The sequence below is a fragment of the Dyella sp. genome (assembly GCF_035685805.1).
Classification (GTDB): domain Bacteria; phylum Pseudomonadota; class Gammaproteobacteria; order Xanthomonadales; family Rhodanobacteraceae; genus Dyella_A.
Window position 1 is genome coordinate 12702 of the sequence record NZ_DASSAB010000034.1, and the last position, 22456, is coordinate 35157.

Annotated in this window: 13 protein-coding genes; 5 read left to right on the forward strand and 8 right to left on the reverse strand. The window is 68.6% G+C overall.

The features are described 5' to 3' along the window. Window positions 1-126 precede the first annotated feature (126 nt). The 4 genes from VFG40_RS08005 to VFG40_RS08020 form a co-directional block, all read right to left on the reverse strand. Window positions 127-2661 (reverse strand): glycoside hydrolase family 3 protein, encoded by a 2535-nt coding sequence (locus VFG40_RS08005; protein WP_324896742.1) that lies wholly within the window; start codon window positions 2659-2661, stop codon window positions 127-129. Between the two features lie 345 nt (window positions 2662-3006). Next, complete coding sequence (locus VFG40_RS08010) at window positions 3007-4011, reverse strand: LacI family DNA-binding transcriptional regulator (protein WP_324896744.1); 1005 nt, start codon at window positions 4009-4011, stop codon at window positions 3007-3009. 136 nt (window positions 4012-4147) lie between these two features. Continuing rightward, window positions 4148-4657 (reverse strand): peptidylprolyl isomerase, encoded by a 510-nt coding sequence (locus VFG40_RS08015; RefSeq protein ID WP_324896746.1) that lies wholly within the window; start codon window positions 4655-4657, stop codon window positions 4148-4150. Window positions 4658-4756: 99 nt separating this feature from the next. Next, window positions 4757-6598 (reverse strand): 3-hydroxybutyrate oligomer hydrolase family protein, encoded by a 1842-nt coding sequence (locus VFG40_RS08020; protein ID WP_324896748.1) that lies wholly within the window; start codon window positions 6596-6598, stop codon window positions 4757-4759. A gap of 111 nt (window positions 6599-6709) precedes the next feature. Here VFG40_RS08020 and VFG40_RS08025 point away from each other — a divergent pair, with 111 nt between their 5' ends. Further along, window positions 6710-7387, forward strand: a complete 678-nt coding sequence (locus VFG40_RS08025; RefSeq protein WP_324896751.1) for a response regulator — start codon at window positions 6710-6712, stop codon at window positions 7385-7387. A gap of 59 nt (window positions 7388-7446) precedes the next feature. Here VFG40_RS08025 and VFG40_RS08030 read toward each other — a convergent pair whose 3' ends face one another. The 4 genes from VFG40_RS08030 to VFG40_RS08045 all read right to left on the reverse strand — a co-directional run bounded on the left by VFG40_RS08030 (window position 7447) and on the right by VFG40_RS08045 (window position 15180). Beyond that, the gene (locus VFG40_RS08030) at window positions 7447-7836 is read right to left on the reverse strand and encodes a hypothetical protein (protein WP_324896753.1); all 390 of its coding nucleotides are present in this window, start codon (window positions 7834-7836) and stop codon (window positions 7447-7449) included. A 130-nt stretch (window positions 7837-7966) separates the two neighbouring features. Further along, window positions 7967-11320, reverse strand: a complete 3354-nt coding sequence (locus VFG40_RS08035; protein WP_324896755.1) for a PAS-domain containing protein — start codon at window positions 11318-11320, stop codon at window positions 7967-7969. Between the two features lie 418 nt (window positions 11321-11738). After that, window positions 11739-12779, reverse strand: coding sequence for an extracellular catalytic domain type 2 short-chain-length polyhydroxyalkanoate depolymerase (locus VFG40_RS08040; RefSeq protein WP_324896757.1), 1041 nt, complete (start codon window positions 12777-12779; stop codon window positions 11739-11741). Window positions 12780-12897: 118 nt separating this feature from the next. Further along, the gene (locus tag VFG40_RS08045; RefSeq protein WP_324896759.1) at window positions 12898-15180 is read right to left on the reverse strand and encodes a TonB-dependent receptor; all 2283 of its coding nucleotides are present in this window, start codon (window positions 15178-15180) and stop codon (window positions 12898-12900) included. Window positions 15181-15382: 202 nt separating this feature from the next. Between VFG40_RS08045 and VFG40_RS08050 the strand changes: the two genes are divergently transcribed. The 4 genes from VFG40_RS08050 to typA all read left to right on the forward strand — a co-directional run bounded on the left by VFG40_RS08050 (window position 15383) and on the right by typA (window position 22297). Then, the gene (locus VFG40_RS08050) at window positions 15383-16780 is read left to right on the forward strand and encodes a GntP family permease (protein ID WP_324896761.1); all 1398 of its coding nucleotides are present in this window, start codon (window positions 15383-15385) and stop codon (window positions 16778-16780) included. A 482-nt stretch (window positions 16781-17262) separates the two neighbouring features. Next, entirely contained in the window at window positions 17263-17955 is a 693-nt protein-coding gene (locus VFG40_RS08055) for an alpha/beta hydrolase family protein (RefSeq protein ID WP_324896763.1), read from the forward strand. 121 nt (window positions 17956-18076) lie between these two features. After that, window positions 18077-20272 carry a pilin gene (locus tag VFG40_RS08060; RefSeq protein ID WP_324896765.1) on the forward strand — a complete coding sequence of 732 codons (2196 nt, stop codon included), beginning with the start codon at window positions 18077-18079 and terminating at the stop codon, window positions 20270-20272. A gap of 177 nt (window positions 20273-20449) precedes the next feature. Further along, window positions 20450-22297, forward strand: a complete 1848-nt coding sequence (gene typA, locus VFG40_RS08065) for a translational GTPase TypA (RefSeq protein ID WP_324896766.1) — start codon at window positions 20450-20452, stop codon at window positions 22295-22297. Window positions 22298-22456 lie beyond the last annotated feature (159 nt).

Genomic DNA, 22456 nt, shown 5'->3' on the forward strand with positions numbered 1-22456 from the left:
CCGGAACCCAGCGGCTCCGGCATGGGCTCATCGCTTCGCGTTCTGGCATCCCCCGATGCAGCAGTGACACGGTGCGACGAGAAAAAACGTTCGGCTATTGGCCTGCCGGCTCCAGCACTATCGGGGCTAGCGGGCCGGACACGGCAGCACCGTGTCCGCATGACTTTCCAACTCCACCTTGGCCAGCGACAGCTGCATCGGCCCGCGGCTCTCCAGCACGAACGGCGCGCGCAGGGCCTCCATCGTGGCGCCCGCTGCGCGCAGGCACTTCAGCGGCATGGCCAGCGTGCTCCACTTGCCCGGCGGCAGCGCCGCGAGCGCGGCTCCGATCGGGAGGCGGGTACGACACGCGCCGGCGCAGTCCACGCCAAGGCTCGCCTGGGTGGAGGGCGGAACCCGGTCGGGGCGCAGCGTCATCACCAGCATCACGTCGCCATTGGTTTCGCGGTTGAATTCCAGCGGCTTGTCCGCCTCCAGCACGAGCGAGCCACCCGTGCCGGACCAGGTCAGCCGGCGCGCATCCTCCTGCGCCTTGTAATCCACCGCCGTGAGTTTGATGCCGCCGTGGGCGCTGGCGGCCGGCGTGCCGGCAATCGCCTGCGCCGGGCCACCGGTATCGGCCAGCATCAGCTGCAGCTGGCCCATCGGCTTGCCGCGCTGAAGGAACACGCCCTTGGGATCCTGCACGCCGCTGAGTCCCGACTCCTCCGGCAGCTTGCCGGCGCGGTCATGGTCGGCGTAGGTGAGGCCGAAGCCCAGCGGATACTGCACCTTCGTGCCCGCTGTCTGTGCCACCTGCACCGCCGTACGGGGCCAGGCATAGGAGAGTTTGCCGTGGAAGTCGTACTGGATGCTGGCGTCGGGCTTGCTCAGCAGCACGTCGGCGATGCCCTCGCCTTCGGAGCCCGGCAGCCAGGCCATCACGAACGCATCGGAAGCGTTGATCTCGCGATTCACCCACAGCGGCCGGCCGGCGAGGAACACCGACACCACCGGGATGTGCTGCGCCTTGAGCTTGCGCAGGAGCTTGAGGTCCGCGTCGCTGCCGTTCTTGTAGGCAAAGGTCTTCAGGTCGCCCTGGAACTCCGCGTAGGGATCTTCGCCGAACACCACCACGGCCACGTCGGGCTTGTTCTCGAAGCTGCCGTCCGGCGAGAGCGTGGCGGTGCCGCCGGCGGCCTTCACCTGGCTCGCGATGCCGGCGTAGATGGAGGTAGCGCCGGGGAACGCGGTGGCCGGCACGCCCGTGCCCTGCCAGGTGATCGTCCAGCCGCCGGACTGCTTGGCGATGTTGTCCGCGCCGTCACCGGCCACCAGCACGTGCTGGTGCGGGTTGATCGGCAGCACGCCGCGGTTCTTCAGCAGCACCAGCGACTCGCGTACCGCGCGGCGGGCGATTTCGCGGTGCGCAGGCGAGCCGATCACCGAGAGATCGGGCGCACCGGTCGCCGCGGGAAGATCGAACAGCCCCGCGCGCAGCTTCACCCGCAGGATGCGGGTCACCGCGTCGTCCAGCCGGGCCATCGGGATCTCGCCGGACTTCACCTGCGCCAGCGTGTTGGCATACAGCGCCTTCCAGCTGTCCGGCGCCATGAACATGTCCAGCCCGGCGTTGATCGCCTTGGCGCAGCTGTCGTTGCTGCAGCCGTCGAGCTGGCCGTGCGCCTGCCAGTCGCCGACGATGAAACCGTCGAAGCCCATGCGCCCCTTCAACACGTCGGTGAGCAGCGCATGGTTGCCGTGCATCTTCACGCCATTCCAGCTCGAGAACGACGCCATCACCGTCTGCGCACCGGCACCGAGCGCGGCCACGTAGCCGGCGCCGTGCACGTCGCGCAAGGTGGTCTCGCTGACACGCGTGTCGCCCTGGTCGCGGCCTTCGAAGGTGCCGCCGTCGCCGAGAAAATGCTTGGCGGTGGCAATGGCGTGGCCGTCACGCAGGAACTCAGCACTGCCGGCCATGCCCTGCAGTCCTTCGACCATCGCCTTGCCGTAGGCTGCGACCACACTCGGATCCTGCGAATAGCCCTCGTAGGTGCGGCCCCAGCGATCATCCTGCGGCACCGCCAGCGTGGGGGCGAACGTCCAGTCGATGTGGGTGGCGCGTACCTCGGCCGCAGTAGCGGCACCGATCTCGCGCATCAGCGCCGGATCGCGCATGGCGCCCAGCCCGGAGTTGTGCGGAAACAGCGTGGCGCCCGGCACGTTGTTGTGGCCGTGCACCGCGTCTACGCCGAAGATCAGCGGGATCGGCGTGCGGCCATCGGCCGAGGGTTTCAGTGCCGCGGCGTGGAACTGGTCGACTAGGTCACGCCACTGCGCCGCACTCGACCACTCGTTGCCGTTGGGGCCACTGTTGCCGCCGGCCAGCACCGAGCCCAGGTGATAGGTGAGCAGGTCGTCCGGGGTGATCGCGGTGATGTCGGCCTGGATCAGCTGGCCGACCTTGTCCTCCACCGACATCCCCGCGAGCAGCTTGGCGATGCGCGCCTCCAGAGCCGGATCCGGCCTGAGCGCGGGTTCGACCTGCGGCCAGATCTGCGGGTGCACGGCGGTGTCCGGCGCACTCGGCGTGGCGGCCAGGGCTGCACCCGCGAACGCGAGCAGTGCAGTCGCGGGCAACAGCCCGAATGCGGCGTGGATGCGGGCAGAAAGACGCACGGGACCCCCTTGTTGGACTCATCGCCAGCGATCGCCTGGCGCCGAATGGGCCGAGTATTCGCAGTGCCTGACAGCGCTGTCAAACCGCATTGCAGCAATCGGACCCTTCTCGGCCAGCCCCTGCGGCGGCTGGATGGTTGCGCTTTCAGGCTGGAACGGGTGTGAGCGCGTCCATGCGCGCCGGCCTGCCCCCGAAGCGGAACCGGGTTCCGGCCTCGTCAGGGCAGTGATGGCGCGCGCTCCCGAGCCGTTGCGCCACGGTCGAAAGCCGATTGACGCCTGCCTCGGGCACGCGCCTTGGCTACACGCGGCGCGCCTGCAGCTGCGTCATTTTTCCGCAGAGCCTCAGGCTACGGGTGCGGTCGACTCGCGCACCTGCAGCGCGAACGGCAACTGCACCATCTGCTCCTCGCCGCGGCCGCGCAGCGAGGCGAGCAACTGCAGCGCGGCGATGCGGCCCATCTCCCGACTCGGCTGGCGGATGGTGGTCAGCGTGGGCCAGATCTGGCGCGAGATCGGGGTGTCGTCGAAGCCGCAGACCGACACGTCGCGCGGCACCGCCAGCCCGTGTTCGCCCGCGGCCCAGATCACGCCGGCGGCCATGTCGTCGTTGGCGGCGAACACTGCCGTGGGCCGGTCCGCCAGCGAGAACAGCGCGCGCGCCGCGGCCACGCCGGAGCCAAACGAGAAATCCCCTTCCATCACCAGCGCCGGGTCGTATGGCAGCCCGGCAGCCGCCAATGCCTCGCGATAGCCGGCCAGTCGCCAGCCGCTGGCGCCATGGGCGGGGTGGCCGATGACATGGGCGATCCTGCGATGACCGAGCGACAGCAGGTGCCCCACCATCTCGCGCGCCGCGCGGGGCTCGTCGATGAACGCGCCGATCGCCGAGGCGTGCTGTACCGGTGAGACGCTGGCAAAAGGCACGCCGCGTTCGCGCAGATGCGCCAGCAGCACCGGATGCTCGGTGATCGGGGGCGTGAGCACGAAACCGTCCGGGCGATGGTGGGCGATCAGCGCGTCCACCCGCTGCACGAAGTCCGGCGCCTCGACCAGCAGCGGCCGCACCATCATCGAGTAATGGTGCTCATCGCAGGCGTCGAGTACGCCGGTCTGGATTTCGGTGAGGTAATTGGACGAGGGGTTGTCGTACAGCGCCGCCACCAGGTACGAGCGGTTGCTCGCCAGGCTGCGCGCGGACAGGTGCGGGCGATAGTCCATCGCTGCCATTGCGGCCAGCACTTTCTCGCGCGTGGGCTCACGCACGTTTTCTTCGTTGTTGAGCACGCGCGAAACGGTCTTGGGCGAAACGCCCGCCGCTTTTGCCACGTCTTCTAGCCTTACCCGCATGTCCGGATCCCCGCCGCGGCAACCGCCGCGGCCGGACTATGCGTTCAAGCGCACACCCAGCACAAGCGCGGTGGCGCGAAAACGCCGACGGCCGCCCGAGGGCGGCCGTCGTGCAACACCGCGTGGCGCGAGGCGATCAGCCGCGCGCGTCGAGGATGCCGTTCCACTCCTTCACGCGCTCGGCCTGCGCAGCCAGCAGCGCGTCGACGTCGCCCTCCACGATCACCTTCTCGATGGTGTCGCCCTGACGGATCGCGTCGACCACCTTCTGGTCGTCCGCGCTCATGACTTCACCGAACACGCTGTGCTTGCCGTCCAGCCACGGCGTGGCGCCGTGGGTGATGAAGAACTGGCTGCCGTTGGTGCGCGGACCGGCATTGGCCATCGACAGCACGCCGGGCTTGTCGTGACGCAGCGACGGGTTGAACTCGTCTTCGAACTTGTAGCCGGGGCCGCCGGTGCCGGTGCCCTGGGGGCAACCGCCCTGCACCATAAAGTCGCTGATCACGCGGTGGAACGACAGGCCGTCGTAGTAGCCACGCTTGGCCAGGTTGACGAAGCTCGCCACCGTCACCGGCGCCTTGTCGTCGTGCAGGCGCAGGTGAATCGGGCCGCGATTGGTCTGGAAGGTAACGTTGATGGTCATCGAAAAAATCCTTGGGACTCGTGGCGCGCTGCCGTGGCGGTCACGGCGGCAAGGGCCGGCAAGGATAACGCAGCCACCCGCTGCGGCGCGTGCGCCCGCTCAGCGCAGGTCAAGCATGGACGCATCCAGTGCACCGGGGCCGCGCGGGTGTGGCGCCGGCACAGGTTGCGACGCAGGCCACGCCGCAGCCTGGAACAGGTGCGCCCACATCCGGTCGAGCGCCACATAGCCGTACGGCATCAGGGGGACGTGCACCGCGCCGAAGGCGGGCACGGCGAGAAACGCGTCGAAGTGCTGTGCATGCGGTACACGCCAGTAGATCGGTGTGCGTTCGTTGTCGCGCAGCCACGCCACGTACGGCTCGGAAGTGAACGCCGTGGGTAACAGGCCATCGCCGGCGCCGTGCAGCACCCACAGCGGCAGGTCCGCCCGCGGCAGTTTGCTCGCCGTTGCCGCCACGCTGGCATGCAGGGCGCGCGCGTCGACGCTGTCGCCGGTCCACAGCTGGCGCAGGCAGTCGAGGCCGGCCAGCGCCGGGTCGTCGCCGTGATCCATTCCTCCGCCCAGCGCGATGCCGTTGCCGGGCGGTATGCCGACGCCGTCCGCCCACCAAGCCGCGCGCGTCGCGGGATCGGCCGGTGCCGGCTGGTTGGCGTGATCGACGGTGAGATAGCGAAAGCCGCAGGGCATGTCGGTTGCGCCGCGTCGCAGGTAGGACGAGGCATAGCCGGCGGCGATCACCCGCCACAGGTCGAACGCAGTGGTGCTGGCCGCGGTGGCGAGCGCCTCGTCGGTCCAGCCGTGCGCGCGCAGGCGCTGGTAGGCGGCCTCCGCCTGCGCCGCGGTCGTGGCGCCAGCCAGCCGACCCTGCGCGTGCAGCGCGGCACAGCGCCCGGCGTAGGCCGGCGGCAGCGAGCCATCGGGCGCGCGTGCGAACGGCGCCGCCGCGAACCGCGGCGTGGCCAGTGCGCAAGGCAGCCAGATCGCGGCCTCGGTGGCGTAGTCGATCATCGGGCGACCGAGGCCGGGCACCAGTACATTGGGCTCCAGTGCCACCACGCCGGCGAACAGCCCCTGGTCGTCCAGCCCTGCCGCCTGCAGCACCGCACCCCCGCCATTGGACAGGCCAGTGGCGATGATCTTCGTGTTCTGCGCGGTGAACGGCGCCTGCGCGGGAAAGGCGCGATCGAGCATCGCCAGCCCGAACTGCGCCGCCTGGATCACATCGCGCCCCCAGTCCGCCTCCGGGTTGTCGCCCGAATGCATCTGCTTGATCGCCACGCCGGCATCGGCGGTGGCGGGCGGAGGCTCGAACTCCAGCATCGCCTCGCCCCGCCGGGCGCGCGTACCGTCCAATTGCACGCCGCTGTCGTCGGCGTAATCGAAGTAGCCGGCGCCCGTGCCCTTGTCGGTGTAGGCCACGGCGCAGCCCTTCGGCAGCCCCCAGGCACCGGCCAGCGAGATCGCTCCGTACACGCCGCGCGAGCCCGACGAGGGCGCCACCACCAGGCAGCGATGCTGCGCATCGAACGCGTCCGGCACCTGCAGCAGCACGCGATGCGGCTGGCTCGCGCCCGGCACCCGCGCAAACGCCTGGAACTCGCGCCCGGGCACGCTCGGCACGGCGCCGTAGACGGTGCCGTAGCCACCCAGCGGACCGAGATCGGCAATGCCTTTCCAGTTGGTCTGGATCGCCCGCCGGCGCAACTCCGCCGGCGTCGGATGCAGCGGATCGGCGAACGGCGACGGTGCGCCCGCCAGCCCGCCCAGCCCGAGCCCCGCGCTGAGCAGATCGTCCTGGTCGCGGTGTTCGGTGACGCGCACGTCGCTGACGAGGAAATCGGGACGGGACATCGCCGGCTCCGCTCGGGATGGATGGGTGCTGCACGCCGGCAAGGCCAGCGCTAGCAGCGGCAGGACGCAGAGGGTGCGCAGGTTCATCCATGCACGATAGCAAGCGCGTTCCGCGCGGCCATCGTACGAAAGTCCATATCTGACATGTCGCGCGTGCACCTGCTCGACGTGATCGCCGCCGCCGGTTAATTTCGTCCGATGCCCCGCCTGCTGATCGCCGACGACCACCCGCTGTTTCGCGCCGCCCTGCACCAGGCGGCGGCGGCTAGCGTGGCCGACTGCACTGTACTCGAGGCCGTCGACCTGCACGATGCACTGGAGCAACTGCGCAGCGATCCCGACGTCGACCTGGTGCTGCTGGACCTGCACATGCCCGGCAGCCAGGGGCTGTCCGGCCTCGCCGCGTTGCGTGGCCAGCATCCGGGGGTGGCGGTTCTGGTGGTATCCGCCCACGACGAGCCGCGCGTGGTCCGCCGCGTGCTCGACCACGGCGCGTCCGGCTTCATCCCCAAGAGCGCCAGTCCCGCGGAAATCGGCAACGCGATCCGGGCCGTGCTCGACTGCCGCCAGTGGCTACCCGCCGCGCTCGCCGCCGCGGTCGCCGCGTTGCCCGCCGATCCGGCCGACGCCGATCTGGCCGCCCGCCTCGCCCGGCTCACCGAGCAGCAGTACCGCGTGCTGGTGCTGCTCGCCGATGGCCTGCTCAACAAGCAGATCGCCGATCGCCTCGCGATTCAGGAGCGCACGGTGAAGGCGCACGTCACCGCCATCTTCGAAAAGCTCGGCGTGCGCAATCGCACCCAGGCCAGCGGCGTGCTGAAGACGCTGGAACTGGGCGAGCCCGCGCGGGCAGCCGTCTCCCCCGAGTTCCCCTGAAACGCATCGAGGCCGCAGAAGCGGCCTCGATGAGTCAGCTTCAGCCTGAAGCCTATCGCTCAGCTGTCGCCGAAATAGATCTGCGTCCGCGGCGTATATCGCTCCACGGGCATGGGCGGTGCACCGCGACCGAAGCCACGGATCGGATCATCACTGCTTAGGCGCTCACCACGGACATCGATTACGAACACACGAAAATCCGCCAGTGTCAGCCGCTGATCGCCGTTATCGTCGTAGCGGGCGAAGCGTGCCTTCAGCAACTGCATTGAATCCGGCACCTCCGAACGCGCCCACACCCCGTCATGGTTGCGGTCGGCGGCACGGAACTGTGCCACTTCGGCAGGCGGCGGGGGCGTGATGACGGCAGCTGCATCGTTCGCTGAAGCCGACCCGGCCATCAAGGTGCAGGCCACTGCACCTGCACCCAAGAGCATCTTCAAGGTTTTCATGGCTATCTCCTTGTCCGGAAAACATCGTCGATGGCCCAAACCACCGGCGGCTCAAACGCCGACATCAATATGGAGGCGCTTGGCGGTGCCAGCACCGCACACCTTTGTGTACTCCCGAACAGGCGGCGGGTCAAATCGCGCTGGTGCTGGAACTGGCGTCGGCCGAGGGAGCCTGCCGGCGGGCCATCGACCGATGGAGCATCCGGTTCAGTGCCAGCGGCTTCAACGGCTTATAGAGGACATCCACGCCTTCGCTCAGAAGCACCTGTCGCAGCTCAAGATCGCGATCGGCGGTAAGCACCACACTGGACACCTCGCCGTGCAACGCCAGCAGCTCCCGCCAAACCTCCAGCCCGGTGCGACCGCCATCGAGGTGGTAGTCGAGGATCTGGATGTCCGGACGCCACGGCACCGCCAGCGCCTGTTCGAGGTGACGGGCCGCGTGCACCTGCCAGCCCCAGCCGGTCAGCAACTGGCTCAGTGCGGCCAGTGCAGCCGGCTCGTTGTCCAGCACCAGTGCGCGGCCGGCAGCAAGGGGCTGCACCGGCGCCTCAGCGCTCGCCGGTGGCGCCGCCGGTCGCGCCGCCGGCACTTCCAGATGGAACACGCTGCCGCGCCCGGGCGTGGAGCGCAGGCCCAACGGATGGTCGAGCAGTGCGGCCATGCGCTGGGCAATCGAAAGGCCCAGCCCGAGCCCCTGCCCGCCCGCCGCGCTGCCGCGGCGGAACTCCTGGAAGATCGCCTGCTGCTCGTGTGCCGCAATGCCCGGTCCGTTGTCCCACACCTCCACGCGCAGCGCGTCGCCGCGCCGGCGCACGCCGAGCAGCACGCGGCCGTCGCCGGCATGGCGCAGCGCATTGGAAAGGAAGTTCTGCAGCACCCGGCGCAGCAGCTGCGGGTCGGTGCGCACCCACGCCCGCGTGGCGACCACGTCCAGCCGTACGCCGCGGTCGCGCGCGATCGCCCCGAATTCAGCCGCGAGCGGGTCGAGCACCTCGGCCAGCGGCACCGCACGCGGCTGCGGATGCAGCCGGCCGCCCTCCAGCCGCGCGATGTCGAGCAGGCCCGCGAGCAACCCCTCGGTGGCGGCCAGCGCGCCGTTGAGGTGCTGCGCAGTGGCGGCGTTGGCGCCGCGCTCGCTCAGAGCGTGTGCGAACAGCTGCGCGGCGTGCAGCGGCTGCATCAGGTCATGGCTCACGGCGGCGAGAAAACGGCTCTTCGCCTCGTTCGCGCGCTGCGCCTCGTCCGACGCGGCCGCCAGCGCGCGAGTGCGCTCGTCGACGCGCTGCTCCAGCGTCTCGTTGATGCGCTTGAGCGAACGCTCGGCCTGGCGAAACGCGGTGACGTCGGTGAAGGTGGCGACGAAGCCGCCGCCGGGCATCGGGTTGCCGCGAATCTCCACCACCGTACCGTCGGGGAAGCGCCGCTCGGAAAGATGCTGCGTGCCCGCGCGCATGTGCTGCAGCCGGCGATGCACGCGTGCCTCGCGCGTGTCCTCGTCAAGCACCTCGCCGACGATGCCCAGCGTCACCGCGTAGCGGGTGAGGTCGGCCACCGGGCGCCCCACCTGCAGCAGTTCCGGCGGGTAGTCGAACAGGCTGGCGTAGCGGCTGTTCCACGCCACCAGCAGCAGCTCGGCATCGACCACGCAGATGCCCTGGCTCATGTTCTCCAGCGCCGCCTCCAGCACGCGCTGGTTGAAGCGCAGGTCCTGCGCCGCCTCGCCGACGATCGCCGCCACCGTGTCCAGGTCGCCGCGCCCTTGCCGGTGCACCACCTCCAGCAGCAGTCGCGCCGACGCCGCGCCGATCACTGCCGCCAGCTCGTGCTCGACCTCGGCCATCCGCTCCGGGCCTGCCAGGCCGCGCTCCGGCGCCTGCGAAAACACGTGCTCGACCCGCTCCGGCGACAGGAACCGCACCGCCAGCGCGCGCAACTCGGCCACCCCCACGTCGCCGACGCCAGCGGCTCCGGCCGAGCGGCCGTAGCGGGTACCGGCGACCCAGCCGATGACCGCCACGTTCGCCGCCAGGCTCAGCACCACCGCGCGCCCGAGCCGGCTCCAGTCGCCCAGCCCGAGCAAGCGGTCCGGCGCGAGCCAGTCCTGTCCCAGTGGCCCCGCGAGCAGCCAGCCGGGTACCTGCGGCAGCACCACCGGCAGCAGGATGTAGAACCACACCGCGGTGCCCGCAGCGAGCCCTGCGAACACCGCGCGCGGCCCCAGCTGCGGTCGGTAGATCGCCACCAGTAATGCCGGTGCCAGACCGGCCAGGGCCGAAAAGGAAATGGCGCCGATGTCGGCCAACGCGTCGTTGCGCGCCAGCACGCGGCTGTAGCCCCAGGCCAGAAGGATCACGATGAGGATCGCCACCCGCCGCTGGCTGATCACCTCGCCGCGCAGGTCGCCCCGCTCGTCGCGCCCCCAGCCCGCGCGCACCCGCAGCGGCGCGATGAAATGGTTCACCACCATCAGGCTCAGCGCCAGCGTGGCCACCACCACCATGCTGGTGGCCGCGCTCAGGCCACCGAGGAATGCCACCAGCGCCAGGCCATGCTGGCCGCGCGCCATCGGCAGCGCCAGCACGTACAGATCCGACGGCACACCGCTCGGCCCCAGCCACGCGTCGCCCAGCTTCGCCAGTGGCAGGATCGGCAGCGAGATCAGCAGCATGTACAGCGGAAACAGCCAGCGCGCCGTGCGCACGTGGCGTTCGTCGCGGCACTCCACCACGCCGGCGTGGAACTGGTGCGGCAGGGTGAACATGGCCAGCGCTCCGAGCAGGATCAGCGCCGGGAACCCGCGACTGTCGTGCGGCACCGGCAGCGCCGGCGGCAGGTGCGCCGGCAGCGGCGTGAACAGCAGCGAGCCCAGCGCCAGCATCGCGCCCAGCTTGAACAGCGACTCGAACGCCATCGCCAGCACCAGCCCGCGGTTGTGCGCGGTCGACGAGGCGCGCCGCGTGCCGAACAGCATCGCAAACAGCGCCATCAGCAGCGCCACGTAGAGCGCCGAGTCCTGCCATGGCTCGGATTCGGCGAGCTGGCCGCGGTTGAGCATGGCGTAGCTCATCGCCACCGCCTTCAGCTGCAGCGCGATGTACGGCACGATGCCCATGATGATCACCGCGGTGACCAGCGCTGCCAGCCCCGCGTGGCGCCCCAGCCGCACCGAAACGAGATCCGCGATCGAACCGGCGTTGTACTCGCGCGCCAGCTGCACCAGCCGGCGCAGCACGGTCACCGCCAGCAGGTACATCAAAATCGCGCCGACAAACGTCGGCGGCAGCCACCAGCCGGAGCGGCTGGCCTGGGTCACCGTGCCGTAGAACGTCCACGAGGTGCAGTGGATCGCCAGCGACAGCGCATAAACGATCGCCCAGCGCTTCTCGAACAGCTGCGGCCGCCGCTCACCCAGCAACGCCACGCCGAACAGCAGGCCGAGCCAGAGCAGTGCGGCGGCGGCGATGAGGGGCGTGCTCAGCATGGGGCGAGGAGTGAGTGGAGAGGAGTGAGGAGTGAGAGCGAGCCCCCGCACACCATGCGCGCAGGACGCGCGCGGCTGTACCGGGGCCCCTTTGCGGCGGTGAGGAGCGGACGACAAGGCCCGCAGGGTGGTGGGCAAGGATGCCCGCCACGTTTCGCCGGGGCAGGATGCCCCGTCGAAACGCCCGGCCGATCCTCACGCATCCGGCGGCCATGGATGGCCGTCGGACGCCGCAACGGGGTGGCCTCTCTTTGGGTTACTTTTCTCTGGCTAAACAGAGAAAAGTGACTCGGGCCGCGACAGCGGCTCGAAACGCTCTTCGCTCCCGCTTTGCCAGGATGTGCCAGGCACCGCGAAGACGCTGGACCCCGGCTTGCGCCGGGGTGACGACCTTCCGGGTCAACCGCACGTCCAGCCATCACTGCTTCGCAGGCAACCCCATCGCGCGCACAGCATCCACCAGCCAGCGCAGCTGCACGGCGCCGCGGGTGTCGTAGTCGGTGCCGGAGTATCCCCACCAGTCCCAGCATGCCTGCGGATTCAAGGGCGCGAAGCTTGCGCGGGTCTGAGGATAAAGCACCGCCACGCCGTAGACGTCGGCCCAGCGGTTGAAGCCGGCGTCGTCGACGAAGGCCCGGCCGATGGCGTCGGCGTTCTGCTTGCAGCCGTGCAGGGCGACCACCAGGCCACACGGCTTGCCGGCCGCACACGCGGGCGGCACGTAGACGTAGCCGGTGCTGGCGAGGAAGGCGTCCTTGCCGCCGGGGCGCAGTGCGTCCTGGTCGAAGCTCAGCAGCTTGCCGTGCGCCCCGTCAGGCTGGCCCGCTGGCTGGCCGAACATCTGGCGGAAGATCTCGCCGGCGGCATCGAAACCGCAGTGCCCGAGATACGGCGACGCCGACTTGTCGCAGTCGTCGCCCTTGTCTGCCACGGGCAGGTTGTGGCCGAAGTGGCGGCTGCCGTCGTCCACCACCTGCATGCGGGCCAGTGCGGGTGTGCCGTCGCGAAGCTGCTGGTAGAAATGCGCGCCGGCCTCGGCCACGGCCGGGGCAACCACGCCGTCGCTGTCGCCGTGCAGCAGGTAGACGTGCGCGCGGGCCAGCTCAGCGAGCGGGCCAATCTCTCCCGCCGCGGCGCGCTTCCTCGCCGACGCGACCAGGGCGGCCACATCCGGCGCCGGCGTGCCCTTCATGCACGTGCTCAGTGCCACGTCGAGCTTGCCGCCGGCGCAGCCGTAGGGCCCACCGGCGACGATCGCCGCGTTTGGAAACACGTCCGGATAAGCGAGCTGCGCCTGGGTGGCCATGTAGGCGCCGGAAGAGAGGCCGACCACCGCCACCCGCGACGGATCGAGCTTGAGCTTGGGCAGCGCGCCGGACGGCTCCCGGGCGCAGGCGGTGCCGGCGATCAGGGTGAGGCCCAGGGCGACGGTGCGAAGCGTGGTGTTGAGACGGGCCATGCGGGTTCCTTGGCAGGAGGTGAGGCGATTTTGAAGGTAGTGCTTCGGGTAGCCCCTCACCCCAGCCCTCTCCCCGGCGGGGAGAGGGTGCAGAGGTCACTACGGCGCGTGGCGTGCCTCAGAAGTTGTAGCGGGCGCTGAAGTACCAGTTGCGCGGCATGCCGTAGTAGGCGGTGCGGATGTTGCCCACGCTGGAGAACTCCTGGCCGTCGGTCTTGTAGACGCGGTTGGTGAGGTTCTTCACGCCGGTGCGGAACTGCCAGTGGCCGTCGGCCGAGTCGTAGATGCCAAACAGGCCGACCAGGGTGTTGTTCTTCTGGCTGAGCGCGGCGTAGTTGTCCACGCTGAGCCAGGTCTCGGTGCGGTAGGAGAGGTCACCGCCGAAGGTCAGCGCGCCGCCGTCGGGCAGGTTGAAGCTCTGCGTCGCGGCCAGTCGGCTGGTCCACTTCGGCGAGAACGGCACGTGGTCGTGCAGGGTCGGGTTGTACTGCGGGTTGGTCGGATCGAGCCGGGCATCGTCGAAGCGGCCGTAGCGCGCCTTCAGGTAACCGACCTGCGCCGACAACCGCAGCCCCTCGCCCAGCACCGCGGCACCTTCGAACTCCAGGCCATCCATGCGCAGCTTGGCCGCGTTGATCACCGGGAACGAGAAGCTCGGCGTGGCTGCGTCGGGGTTGACCACCTCCGACACGCGCGCCTGGAAGTCGTTGTAGTCGCTGTGGAACGCGGCCACGTTGGCCTGCAGGCGGTTGTCGGCCGAGCGCCACTTCAGGCCTGCCTCGTAGGTCCACACCGTCTCCGGATCGTACTCGGCGGTCTGGGTGTCGATGGTGCTGTTGGCGCGGCCGTTGAAGCCGCCGGACTTGAAGCCGCGGCTGGCCGACACGTACACCATGGTCTGCTCGTCGACCTGCTTCTGCAGGCTCACGGTCGGCGTCCACGCGTTCCAGCGCTTGTTGCCGTTGAAGGCCACGGTTTCGTCCAGCACTGCCAGCGCCGGGCCCCAGAACGTGCTGGTGCTGCGGTCGTAGTTCTTCTTGTCGCTGGAGTAGCGCACGCCAGCGGCGAGCGTCCAGCTGGGCAAGAACTCCCAGTTCATGTGCGCGAACGCAGCGGTGCTGGTGGTGGTGAGGTCGTCGTCGATGGTGCGCAGGAAATCCACCGGCGTGCCGAAGATGGCGAACAGGTCGCCGGCATAGGCCTCCTGGTGCGAGGGCACGGTCTCGCGCAGGTAGTAAAGGCCGTACACCGCCTGCAGATTGCTGCCGTTGTCGTACTGCAGCTGCAGCTCCTGGCTGGCCTGCTTCTGGTTGAAGTCCACCCGCACGTCGCCCAACTCGTACTGGGAGGCGTCGATATCGATGTACGAGGCGCTGTCGAGCTTGCGGTAGGCGCTGATGCTCTTGAGCGTCCACAGGTCGTCGAGCTTCCAGCTCAGGTTGAGCGCCGCGCCTTCGTGCTTCAGCGTCTGGCCCTTGTCCGGGCTGAACGAGGTGCGGGTCTGGAAGTTGTACTTCTCGTCCAGGTTGGGCTGCACCAGCACCTGCGGCCCGAACACCAGGTCGGTCTGGATCAGCGGCGACACCGGCTGGCCCAGCGTGAGGCCGGTGTCCTGCTTGGTGTAGTCCAGGCTCAGCGTGGCGTCGAAGGCATCGTTCGGGTGGAAGCGCAGCTTGCCGCGCACCGCCTTGGTGTCCTCGTCGTTGTACTTGTGGCCGGTGGACGGGTCGGTGACGTAACCATCGGTCTTGATCGCCGCGCCGGCCAGCGAGGCCGACCACGCGCCGCCGAGCGGGCCGCTGACGTAGAACTTGCCCTCGCGCCGGCCGTAGTTGCCAAAGGTCGCCTCGACCGAGCCTTCCGGCGTGTCGGTGGGATTCTTCGTCACGATCTTCACCGCGCCGCCGGTGGAATTCTTGCCGTACAACGTGCCCTGTGGGCCGCGCAGCACTTCCACCCGCTCCACGTCGAACAGGCTGATCAGCGCGCCCTGGATGCGCGAGTAGTAGACGTCGTCCACATACATGCCCACGCCCGGGTCGAACGTCTGCAGCGCGTCCGGCTGACCGATGCCACGGATGAAGATGTTTACCGCCGACGACGAGCCGCGGCCCTGCACGATGTTCATGTTCGGCACCGCGCCCTGCAGGCCGTCGATGGCGTTGGCTTGCAGGTCTTTCATGTCCTCGCCGGTGAAGGCGGAGACAGCCACCGGCACTTTCTCCAGCGACTCGTCGCGGCGCCGCGCGCTCACGGTCACTGCCTCGAGCTGCTTGGCCTCGGCGCGCTGGGCGCCGGTGTCATTGGCGGTGGCGCTGTCGGCCTGCTGCGCGTGCAGGGCGGCGCTGCAGGACAGCCCCATCACCAGACCAATCGCCAGACTCAGATGCGTGCGCTTCATGGTTTCCCCTTCCCTTTCGTGAGCTGACCGCGCGGGCCGCCGGCCGTGGACACAACCATCGACGATGGATGCTTGATGGCGGCAAGCCTAGGCAGCGCGGGCACGGCTCACACTTGTACCTTCGTACAGTGCCCGCGGCGGCGACGCACCCCGATACTCCGGCCCCATTCGTGACTCCCGTCATCGCCGAGGAACCGCAAGGATGGCCTTCCTGATCGTGCTCGCCGCGCTGTGCTTTCTGATGTTCGCGGCGTATCGCGGCTACAGCGTCATCCTGTTCGCTCCGATCGCCGCGCTGGGCGCGGTGCTGCTGACCGACCCGTCGCTGGTGGCGCCGATCTTCACCGGGCTGTTCATGGAGAAGATGGTCGGCTTCCTCAAGCTGTATTTCCCGGTGTTCATGCTCGGCGCGCTGTTCGGCAAGCTGATCGAGCTGTCGGGTTTCTCCAAGGCGATCGTGGCGGCCACCATCGGGCTGGTGGGGCGCAGCCGGGCGATGCTCTCCATCGTGCTGGTGTGCGCGCTACTCACCTACGGCGGCGTGTCGCTGTTCGTGGTGGTGTTCGCGGTGTACCCGTTCGCCGCCGAGCTGTTCCGCGCCAGCGACATCCCCAAGCGACTGATCCCCGGCACCATCGCGCTGGGTGCGTTCACCTTCACCATGGATTCGCTGCCGGGCACGCCACAGATCCAGAACATCATCCCCACCGCGTTCTTCGGCACCACCGGCTGGGCCGCGCCGTGGCTGGGCACGATCGGCGCGGTGTTCATCCTTGTCATGGGGCTGAGCTATCTGGAGTGGCGCCGGCGCAAGGCCGCGTGGGCAGGCGAAGGCTACGGCGACAACCTGCTCAACGAGCCGGCGCCGTTCGAGCACGGCAAGCTGGCCCATCCGCTGCTGGCGGTGCTGCCGCTGGTGCTGGTGGGTGTGGTGAACAAAGTGCTCACCGACCTGATTCCTCGCCTGTACGGCGCCAGCAGCTCGTTCGTTCCCGCGGTGATCGGCGAACCCGCGCCGGTGGTGCAGGAGACCGCGAAGATCGCGGCGATCTGGGCGGTGGAAGGTGCGCTGCTGGTCGGCATCCTGTGCGTGCTGTTCAGTGCGTGGAGGCCGGTGACGCAGCGCTTCGCCGAGGGCAGCAGGCTGGCCGTCGGTGGCGCCCTACTGGCCTCGATGAACACCGCCTCCGAGTACGGCTTCGGCGCCGTGATCGCCGCCCTGCCCGGCTTCAAGTGGGTGGCCGACGGCCTGCGTGCGATCCCGCATCCGCTGGTCAACGAGGCGGTGTCGGTGACCGCGCTGGCCGGCATCACCGGCTCGGCCTCCGGCGGCATGAGCATCGCGCTGGGCGCGATGGCCGACACCTTCATCCGCAACGCCCAGGCCGCCGGCATCCCGATGGAGGTGCTGCACCGCGTGGCGGCGATGGCCTCTGGCGGCATGGATACGCTGCCGCACAACGGCGCGGTGATCACCCTGCTGGCGGTGACGGGTCTCACGCATCGGCAGTCGTACAAGGACATCTTCGCCATCACCGTGATCAAGACGCTGGCGGTGGGGGTGGTGATCGCGGTGTATGCGGCGACGGGGGTGGTGTGAACGTCCGGCACGGCACGATCGATGACCCGTACTTCCTGGCGCTGCCCAGGCGAGAGCGCGTTGCGGTGCGGCAGATCCGATGCCCCCCCAAAACGCCCCAAGCCCCCGATCGTCATTCCCGCGAAGCGCTTTTCAAGAGCCGAAGGCTGGTCAAGCGGAAATCCATTCGGCTCCGATGCAAAAAGACAAAGTGGATGACCAGACGTTCGTCTGTTGAGAGCCCCGCTTTCGCGGGAATGACGGCCTGAGGAGATAGGTGGCTCCGCAGAAATTCAAGCAACGGGCCGCAGCGGGGATGACCAACGAAAAGCCCAGAGCCAAGCGACAACCCACCCCGCACAAGCACCCACACCACACCCCAAACCCCGACATCCCTCCCCCGGCGCCACCGCGCTGCGATGTCGCTACCCATCTGGCACCACGCATCCGCGCGGCGCCACCCGCCTCGTTCGCGAGGCATGTAGCGAAGGAGGAAACACGCGATGTCGATCAAGCACGTCTTGCTGGCCCTGCTGCTGCTCATACCCGCCACCGCCGCCCGCGCCGTCTGCCACGACACCGTGGTGATGGTCCACGGCAATACCGGCAGCCCCGGCGATTTCGTCAACACCTACAACCTGCTGCGCCAGAACGGCTGGACCGATGCGCAGATCGTCCGCCCGTCCTGGGGAAACGCGTACTGCGCCGCCTGCAACGACCACAGTGGCAGCGAGGAGACACCGGTGAAGAATGCCATCGCCACCGCCATCGCCGGCTCGTGCAGCGGCAAGATCGACGTGATCGGCCACTCCATGGGCGTGACCCTGGCGATGCGCGAAATCGACAAGCTCGGCGTGGCGGCCAAGGTGAACACCTTCATCGGCATCGCCGGCGCGGTGCACGGGCTGTGGTCCTGCGGCACGTACCCGTTCAACGTCTACACCAGCACCTGCGGCTACTACGGCCTGTCGGTGCACAGCCCCTTCCTGAACTCGATCGCCGGGCACCGCTTCGCCACGCACATGTTCTCGATGAAATCCTGGATCGACGAGATCAACTGCTACGGCGGCGTGTGCACGGTGGACGGCGTGCATACCTCGTCGATCCCCGGCGAGGACCGCAGCCTCGACTACCCCTACGGCCATTACCAGTTGCTCTGGTACACGGCGGCCGATCAGGTCAGCCTGCTGCAATAGTCGCCACCGGGCCGGATCGGCCAGTGCGCCTGATCCGGCCTGCGGGTTTTGCTAGGCTCGCGAACGTTGCGTCCGCCACCATCCCGGGGCGTGGACGCCTACCATCAGGGGAAAATCAGGGATGAACCTTTCGCGCCGCTCCGTGGCCGCCGCTGTCGCGGCCGCCTGTTTTGCCATCGCCGCCTGCCATCGCGATGACGCCGCCACTGGACCGGCAACCGTCGATGCCGCCACCCTGCAGCGGGCGCAGGACGCCCTCTCGCAACCGGCCTGGCTGCGCAGTCACCTGCCGTCCACCACCGTCGCCTACCTACGCATTCCCTCGCCGTGGGGTCTCATCGGCGCGGTGCCGGACGGCCGCTCGCTGGACCAGGTCACCGCCGGCGATGCCAACCTCGCCACCATCGCCGCGCTGCGCGAGGCGATCGCCAAGGACAAGGTGCTCGCCGACAGTGGCGCGGCTGCCTATGTGATCCCGCTGCTGGTCGACCTGCGCTCGCCGCTGGAGGCGGTGGCCAGCGACCCGATCGGCGTGATGTCGCCCGGCACCCAGGTGCTGCTGTCGATGCGGCTGGCACAGCACACCGGCGCGGAAGTTGCCGCGCGCTTCGCCGCGCTCGGCCCCGCGATGACGCTGGCCAGACCGTTCGACGCGAACGGCGACAGCCAGCTGGCGATGGGCGCACCGCTGCACTTCGACGCCGCCAGCCAGCGACTGTTCCTGCTGGTGGGCAAGCAGGCGACCGACAACGCCCAGCTCACCGCCCTGCTGGCAGGCATCGCCAAGACGCAGACCGACACCCCGGTGGCACAGGCCATCGCCACGCAGGAACACGCCATCGACGGCTCCGGCGAGGGCCTGTTCGGCTGGGCCAGCCTGCACGGTGTCGGCAGTCTGGCGACCGGCGCGATTCCGCCGACCGCGGGCACCCTGCCCGGCGACCTGCTCAGCAAAGCCAACGGCGTCGCCTTCGGTGCCGGCAGCGTGGATGGCCACGGCCACATGCAGCTGCGCTTTCACGCGCCGCAGTCGCGCCTGCTCGGCTACCTCGCCCCGCAGCAGTTCGACCCCAGCTTCGACACCGCCGGCGCGCCTCGCTGGGTGGCCAATATCGCCCTGCCCGGTGCCGCACAGTGGCAGGCCTTCGAGAACAACCTCGCACTCGACTTCGGCGCCGAGCGCGCGGCCAGTTGGCGCGAGGCGATGGCCAAGTGGAAGGCCACGACCGGCTTCGATCTCGCCGAGATCGTGCAATGGGTGGGCCCCGAGCTGATCTCGTTCGAGGACGACGCCGGCAGCTACACGGCGCTGCGCGTGCGCGACCGCAAGGCGCTTTACGCGCAGATCGAGCAGCTGGCGAAGCAGCATCAGTGGCGTTTCACCGAGCGCTCGCTGGACGGCATCACCGTCCATTCGCTCACCGTGCACGGCTCGACCAAGCCGGAGGACGCCGCGAAGAGAAACTATCCCGGCATGGCCGCCATCACCGAACTGGCATCCCGGATCGGCACGCATTTCTACTGGGTGGAGGACGGCGACTTCCTGATCTTCGCCAAGGTGCCGCAGGCGCTGGCCGATCGCGCGGCCGCACATCCCTCGCTGGCGCTGGACGGCTGGCTGAAGGCCCGAGGTTACGAAGGCGCGGACAGCCTGCTCGGCGTTACCGCCGTGACCCGCGACGCGCAGCGCAACACCTACTACGCCTACCTGCAGCTGCTGCAGATCATCAACGACCTCAGCGGCGGTAGCGTCGACCTGATGGCGATGCCGGCCGCGCACACACTGAAGCTGCCGCATCACGGCATTGCTGGGCTCAGCCTGGGCGTCACTAACGACGGCATCGCGTTCCGGGTGAACTACGAGCAGCAGCCGCTGGAGTTGATCGGGGCCAGTGGCAACGGCAGCGGCATGACCGCGGTGGCGGTGGTCGCGATCGTGGCGGCCATCGCGATCCCGGCCTATCAGGACTACGTGATCCGCGCGCAGGTCGCCGAGGGTCTCACCCTGGCGGATACCGTCAAGACCGCGGTCGCCGAATACCGCGCCCAGCGCGGCCGCTGGCCGGCCAGCAACGCGGCGACCGGCCTGCCGCTGCCGCCGGCCATGCATGGCAAATACGTGGACTCGGTCAGCGTCGGCGAACAGGGCACGATTACTGTGCACTTCGGCAGCGAGGCACCAAGCAAGGCCAACGCACAGATCGCCGGCAAGACGCTGGAGCTCACTCCGGCGCTCGAGAACAACGCGATCCGCTGGAGCTGCCATGCCGACGAGATTCCCGCCAAGAACCTGCCGGCCAGCTGCCGCCAGCCCTGATCCAGGGCCGGCTGGCCGCCGGCCTTCCACGGGCGTCGGCGCAACGCCGGCGCCCGCGCGGCTGAACCGCCGTCCGCGGCAGCGCAGCAAGTTGTCACACAAGTCCGTATAATCCTCAGGTTATTCCTTCTGACAACCTATCAGGCGGCCCTCACGGCGCCCGCCGAGCCTTTACCCATGTCTATCGAAAACCTGCGCAACATCGCCATCGTCGCCCACGTCGACCACGGCAAGACCACCCTCGTCGACCAGCTGCTCAAGCAGTCCGGCACGCTTGACCAGCGCACCGTGCTGGCCGAGCGCGTGATGGATTCGAACGACCAGGAAAAGGAGCGTGGCATCACGATCCTGGCCAAGAACACGGCCATCACCTGGGAAGACAAGAAGAAGGGCGTCAAGAACCGCATCAACATCGTCGACACCCCCGGACACGCCGACTTCGGCGGCGAGGTGGAGCGCGTGCTGTCGATGGTGGACACCGTGCTGATCCTGGTCGACGCGATGGACGGCCCAATGCCGCAGACCCGCTTCGTCACCCAGAAGGCCTTCGCGATGGGCTTCCGCCCGATCGTGGTGGTGAACAAGGTCGACCGTCCCGGCGCGCGTCCGGAGTGGGTGGTCGAGCAGGTGTGGGACCTGTTCGAGAAGCTCGGCGCCAACGACGAGCAGATGGAATTCCCGATCGTCTACGCCTCGGCCCTGAACGGCTATGCGTCGCTGGACGAGAACGCCCGCGAAGGCGACATGACCCCGCTGTACGAAGCGATCATGCAGCACGCGCCGAAGCCGGACGTGGATCCGGACGGCCCGTTCCAGATGCGCATCAGCCAGCTGGACTACAACAACTTCGTCGGCGTCATCGGCATCGGCCGCGTGCAGCGCGGCACCCTGAAGAAGGGCATGCAGGTCGCCGTGATCGACCGCCACGGCAAGAAGCGCCAGGGCAAGATCGCCCAGGTGCTCGGCTTCCTCGGCCTGGAGCGCATCGAGCAGGAAACCGCCGAAGCCGGCGACATCGTCGCCATTGCGGGCATTCCCGAGCTGACCATCTCCGACACGATCACCGCGCCGGACGTGCCCGAGGCGCTGCCCGCGCTGAGCGTGGACGAGCCGATGATCAGCATGACCTTCCAGGTCAACAACTCGCCGTTCGTCGGCAACAAGGATCTCTCCGGCGGCAAGTTCCTCACCAGCCGCCAGATCCGCGAGCGCCTGGAGCGCGAGCAGGTGCACAACGTGGCCCTGCGCGTGGAAGACGGTTCGGACGCCGACAAGTTCCTGGTCTCCGGCCGTGGCGAACTGCACCTGTCGGTGCTGATCGAGAACATGCGTCGCGAAGGCTACGAGCTGGCCGTGTCGCGCCCGGAAGTCATCATCAAGGAGATCGACGGCCAGAAGATGGAGCCGATCGAGCAGTTGGTGGTGGACATCGAAGAAGTCCACCAGGGCGGCGTGATGGAGCGCCTGGGTATCCGCAAGGGTGACCTCAAGAACATGGTCTCCGACGGCAAGGGCCGCGTGCGCCTGGAGTACATGATTCCGGCGCGCGGCCTGATCGGCTTCCAGAACCAGTTCAAGACCCTCACCCAGGGCTCGGGCCTGCTTTTCCACGTGTTCGACCACTACGGCCCGTACACGCCCGCGCCGATTGCCAAGCGGCAGAACGGCGTGATGATCGCCAACGCCGGCGGCACCACCCCTGCCTATTCGCTCGGGCCGCTGCAGGAGCGCGGCAAGCTGTTCGCCGCCGAAGGCGACTCGGTGTACGAAGGCCAGCTGATCGGCATCCACGCCAAGGACAACGACCTCACCGTCAACGCGATCAAGCCCAAGCCGCTGACCAACATGCGCGCCTCGGGCAAGGACGACGCGATCCAGCTGACCCCGGCCACCAAGTTCACCCTGGAGCAGGCACTGGACTTCATCGACGACGACGAGCTGGTCGAGGTCACGCCGAAAGAGATCCGCATGCGCAAGAAGCACCTCACCGAGAACGACCGCAAGCGGGCCTCGCGCAGCAGCTGATCGGTTGCTTCATCGCTGAAAAGAGAAAGCCGCCCTCGGGCGGCTTTTTTTTTGCGTCGCTGCTGTGGCCCACACCGAACATGAAGGTATCCAGCCGCGGCATTCTTCTCGGCACGTCTTTGCCACCGTAACCGCCGCTCTATGCAGTCAGCTCGAGAA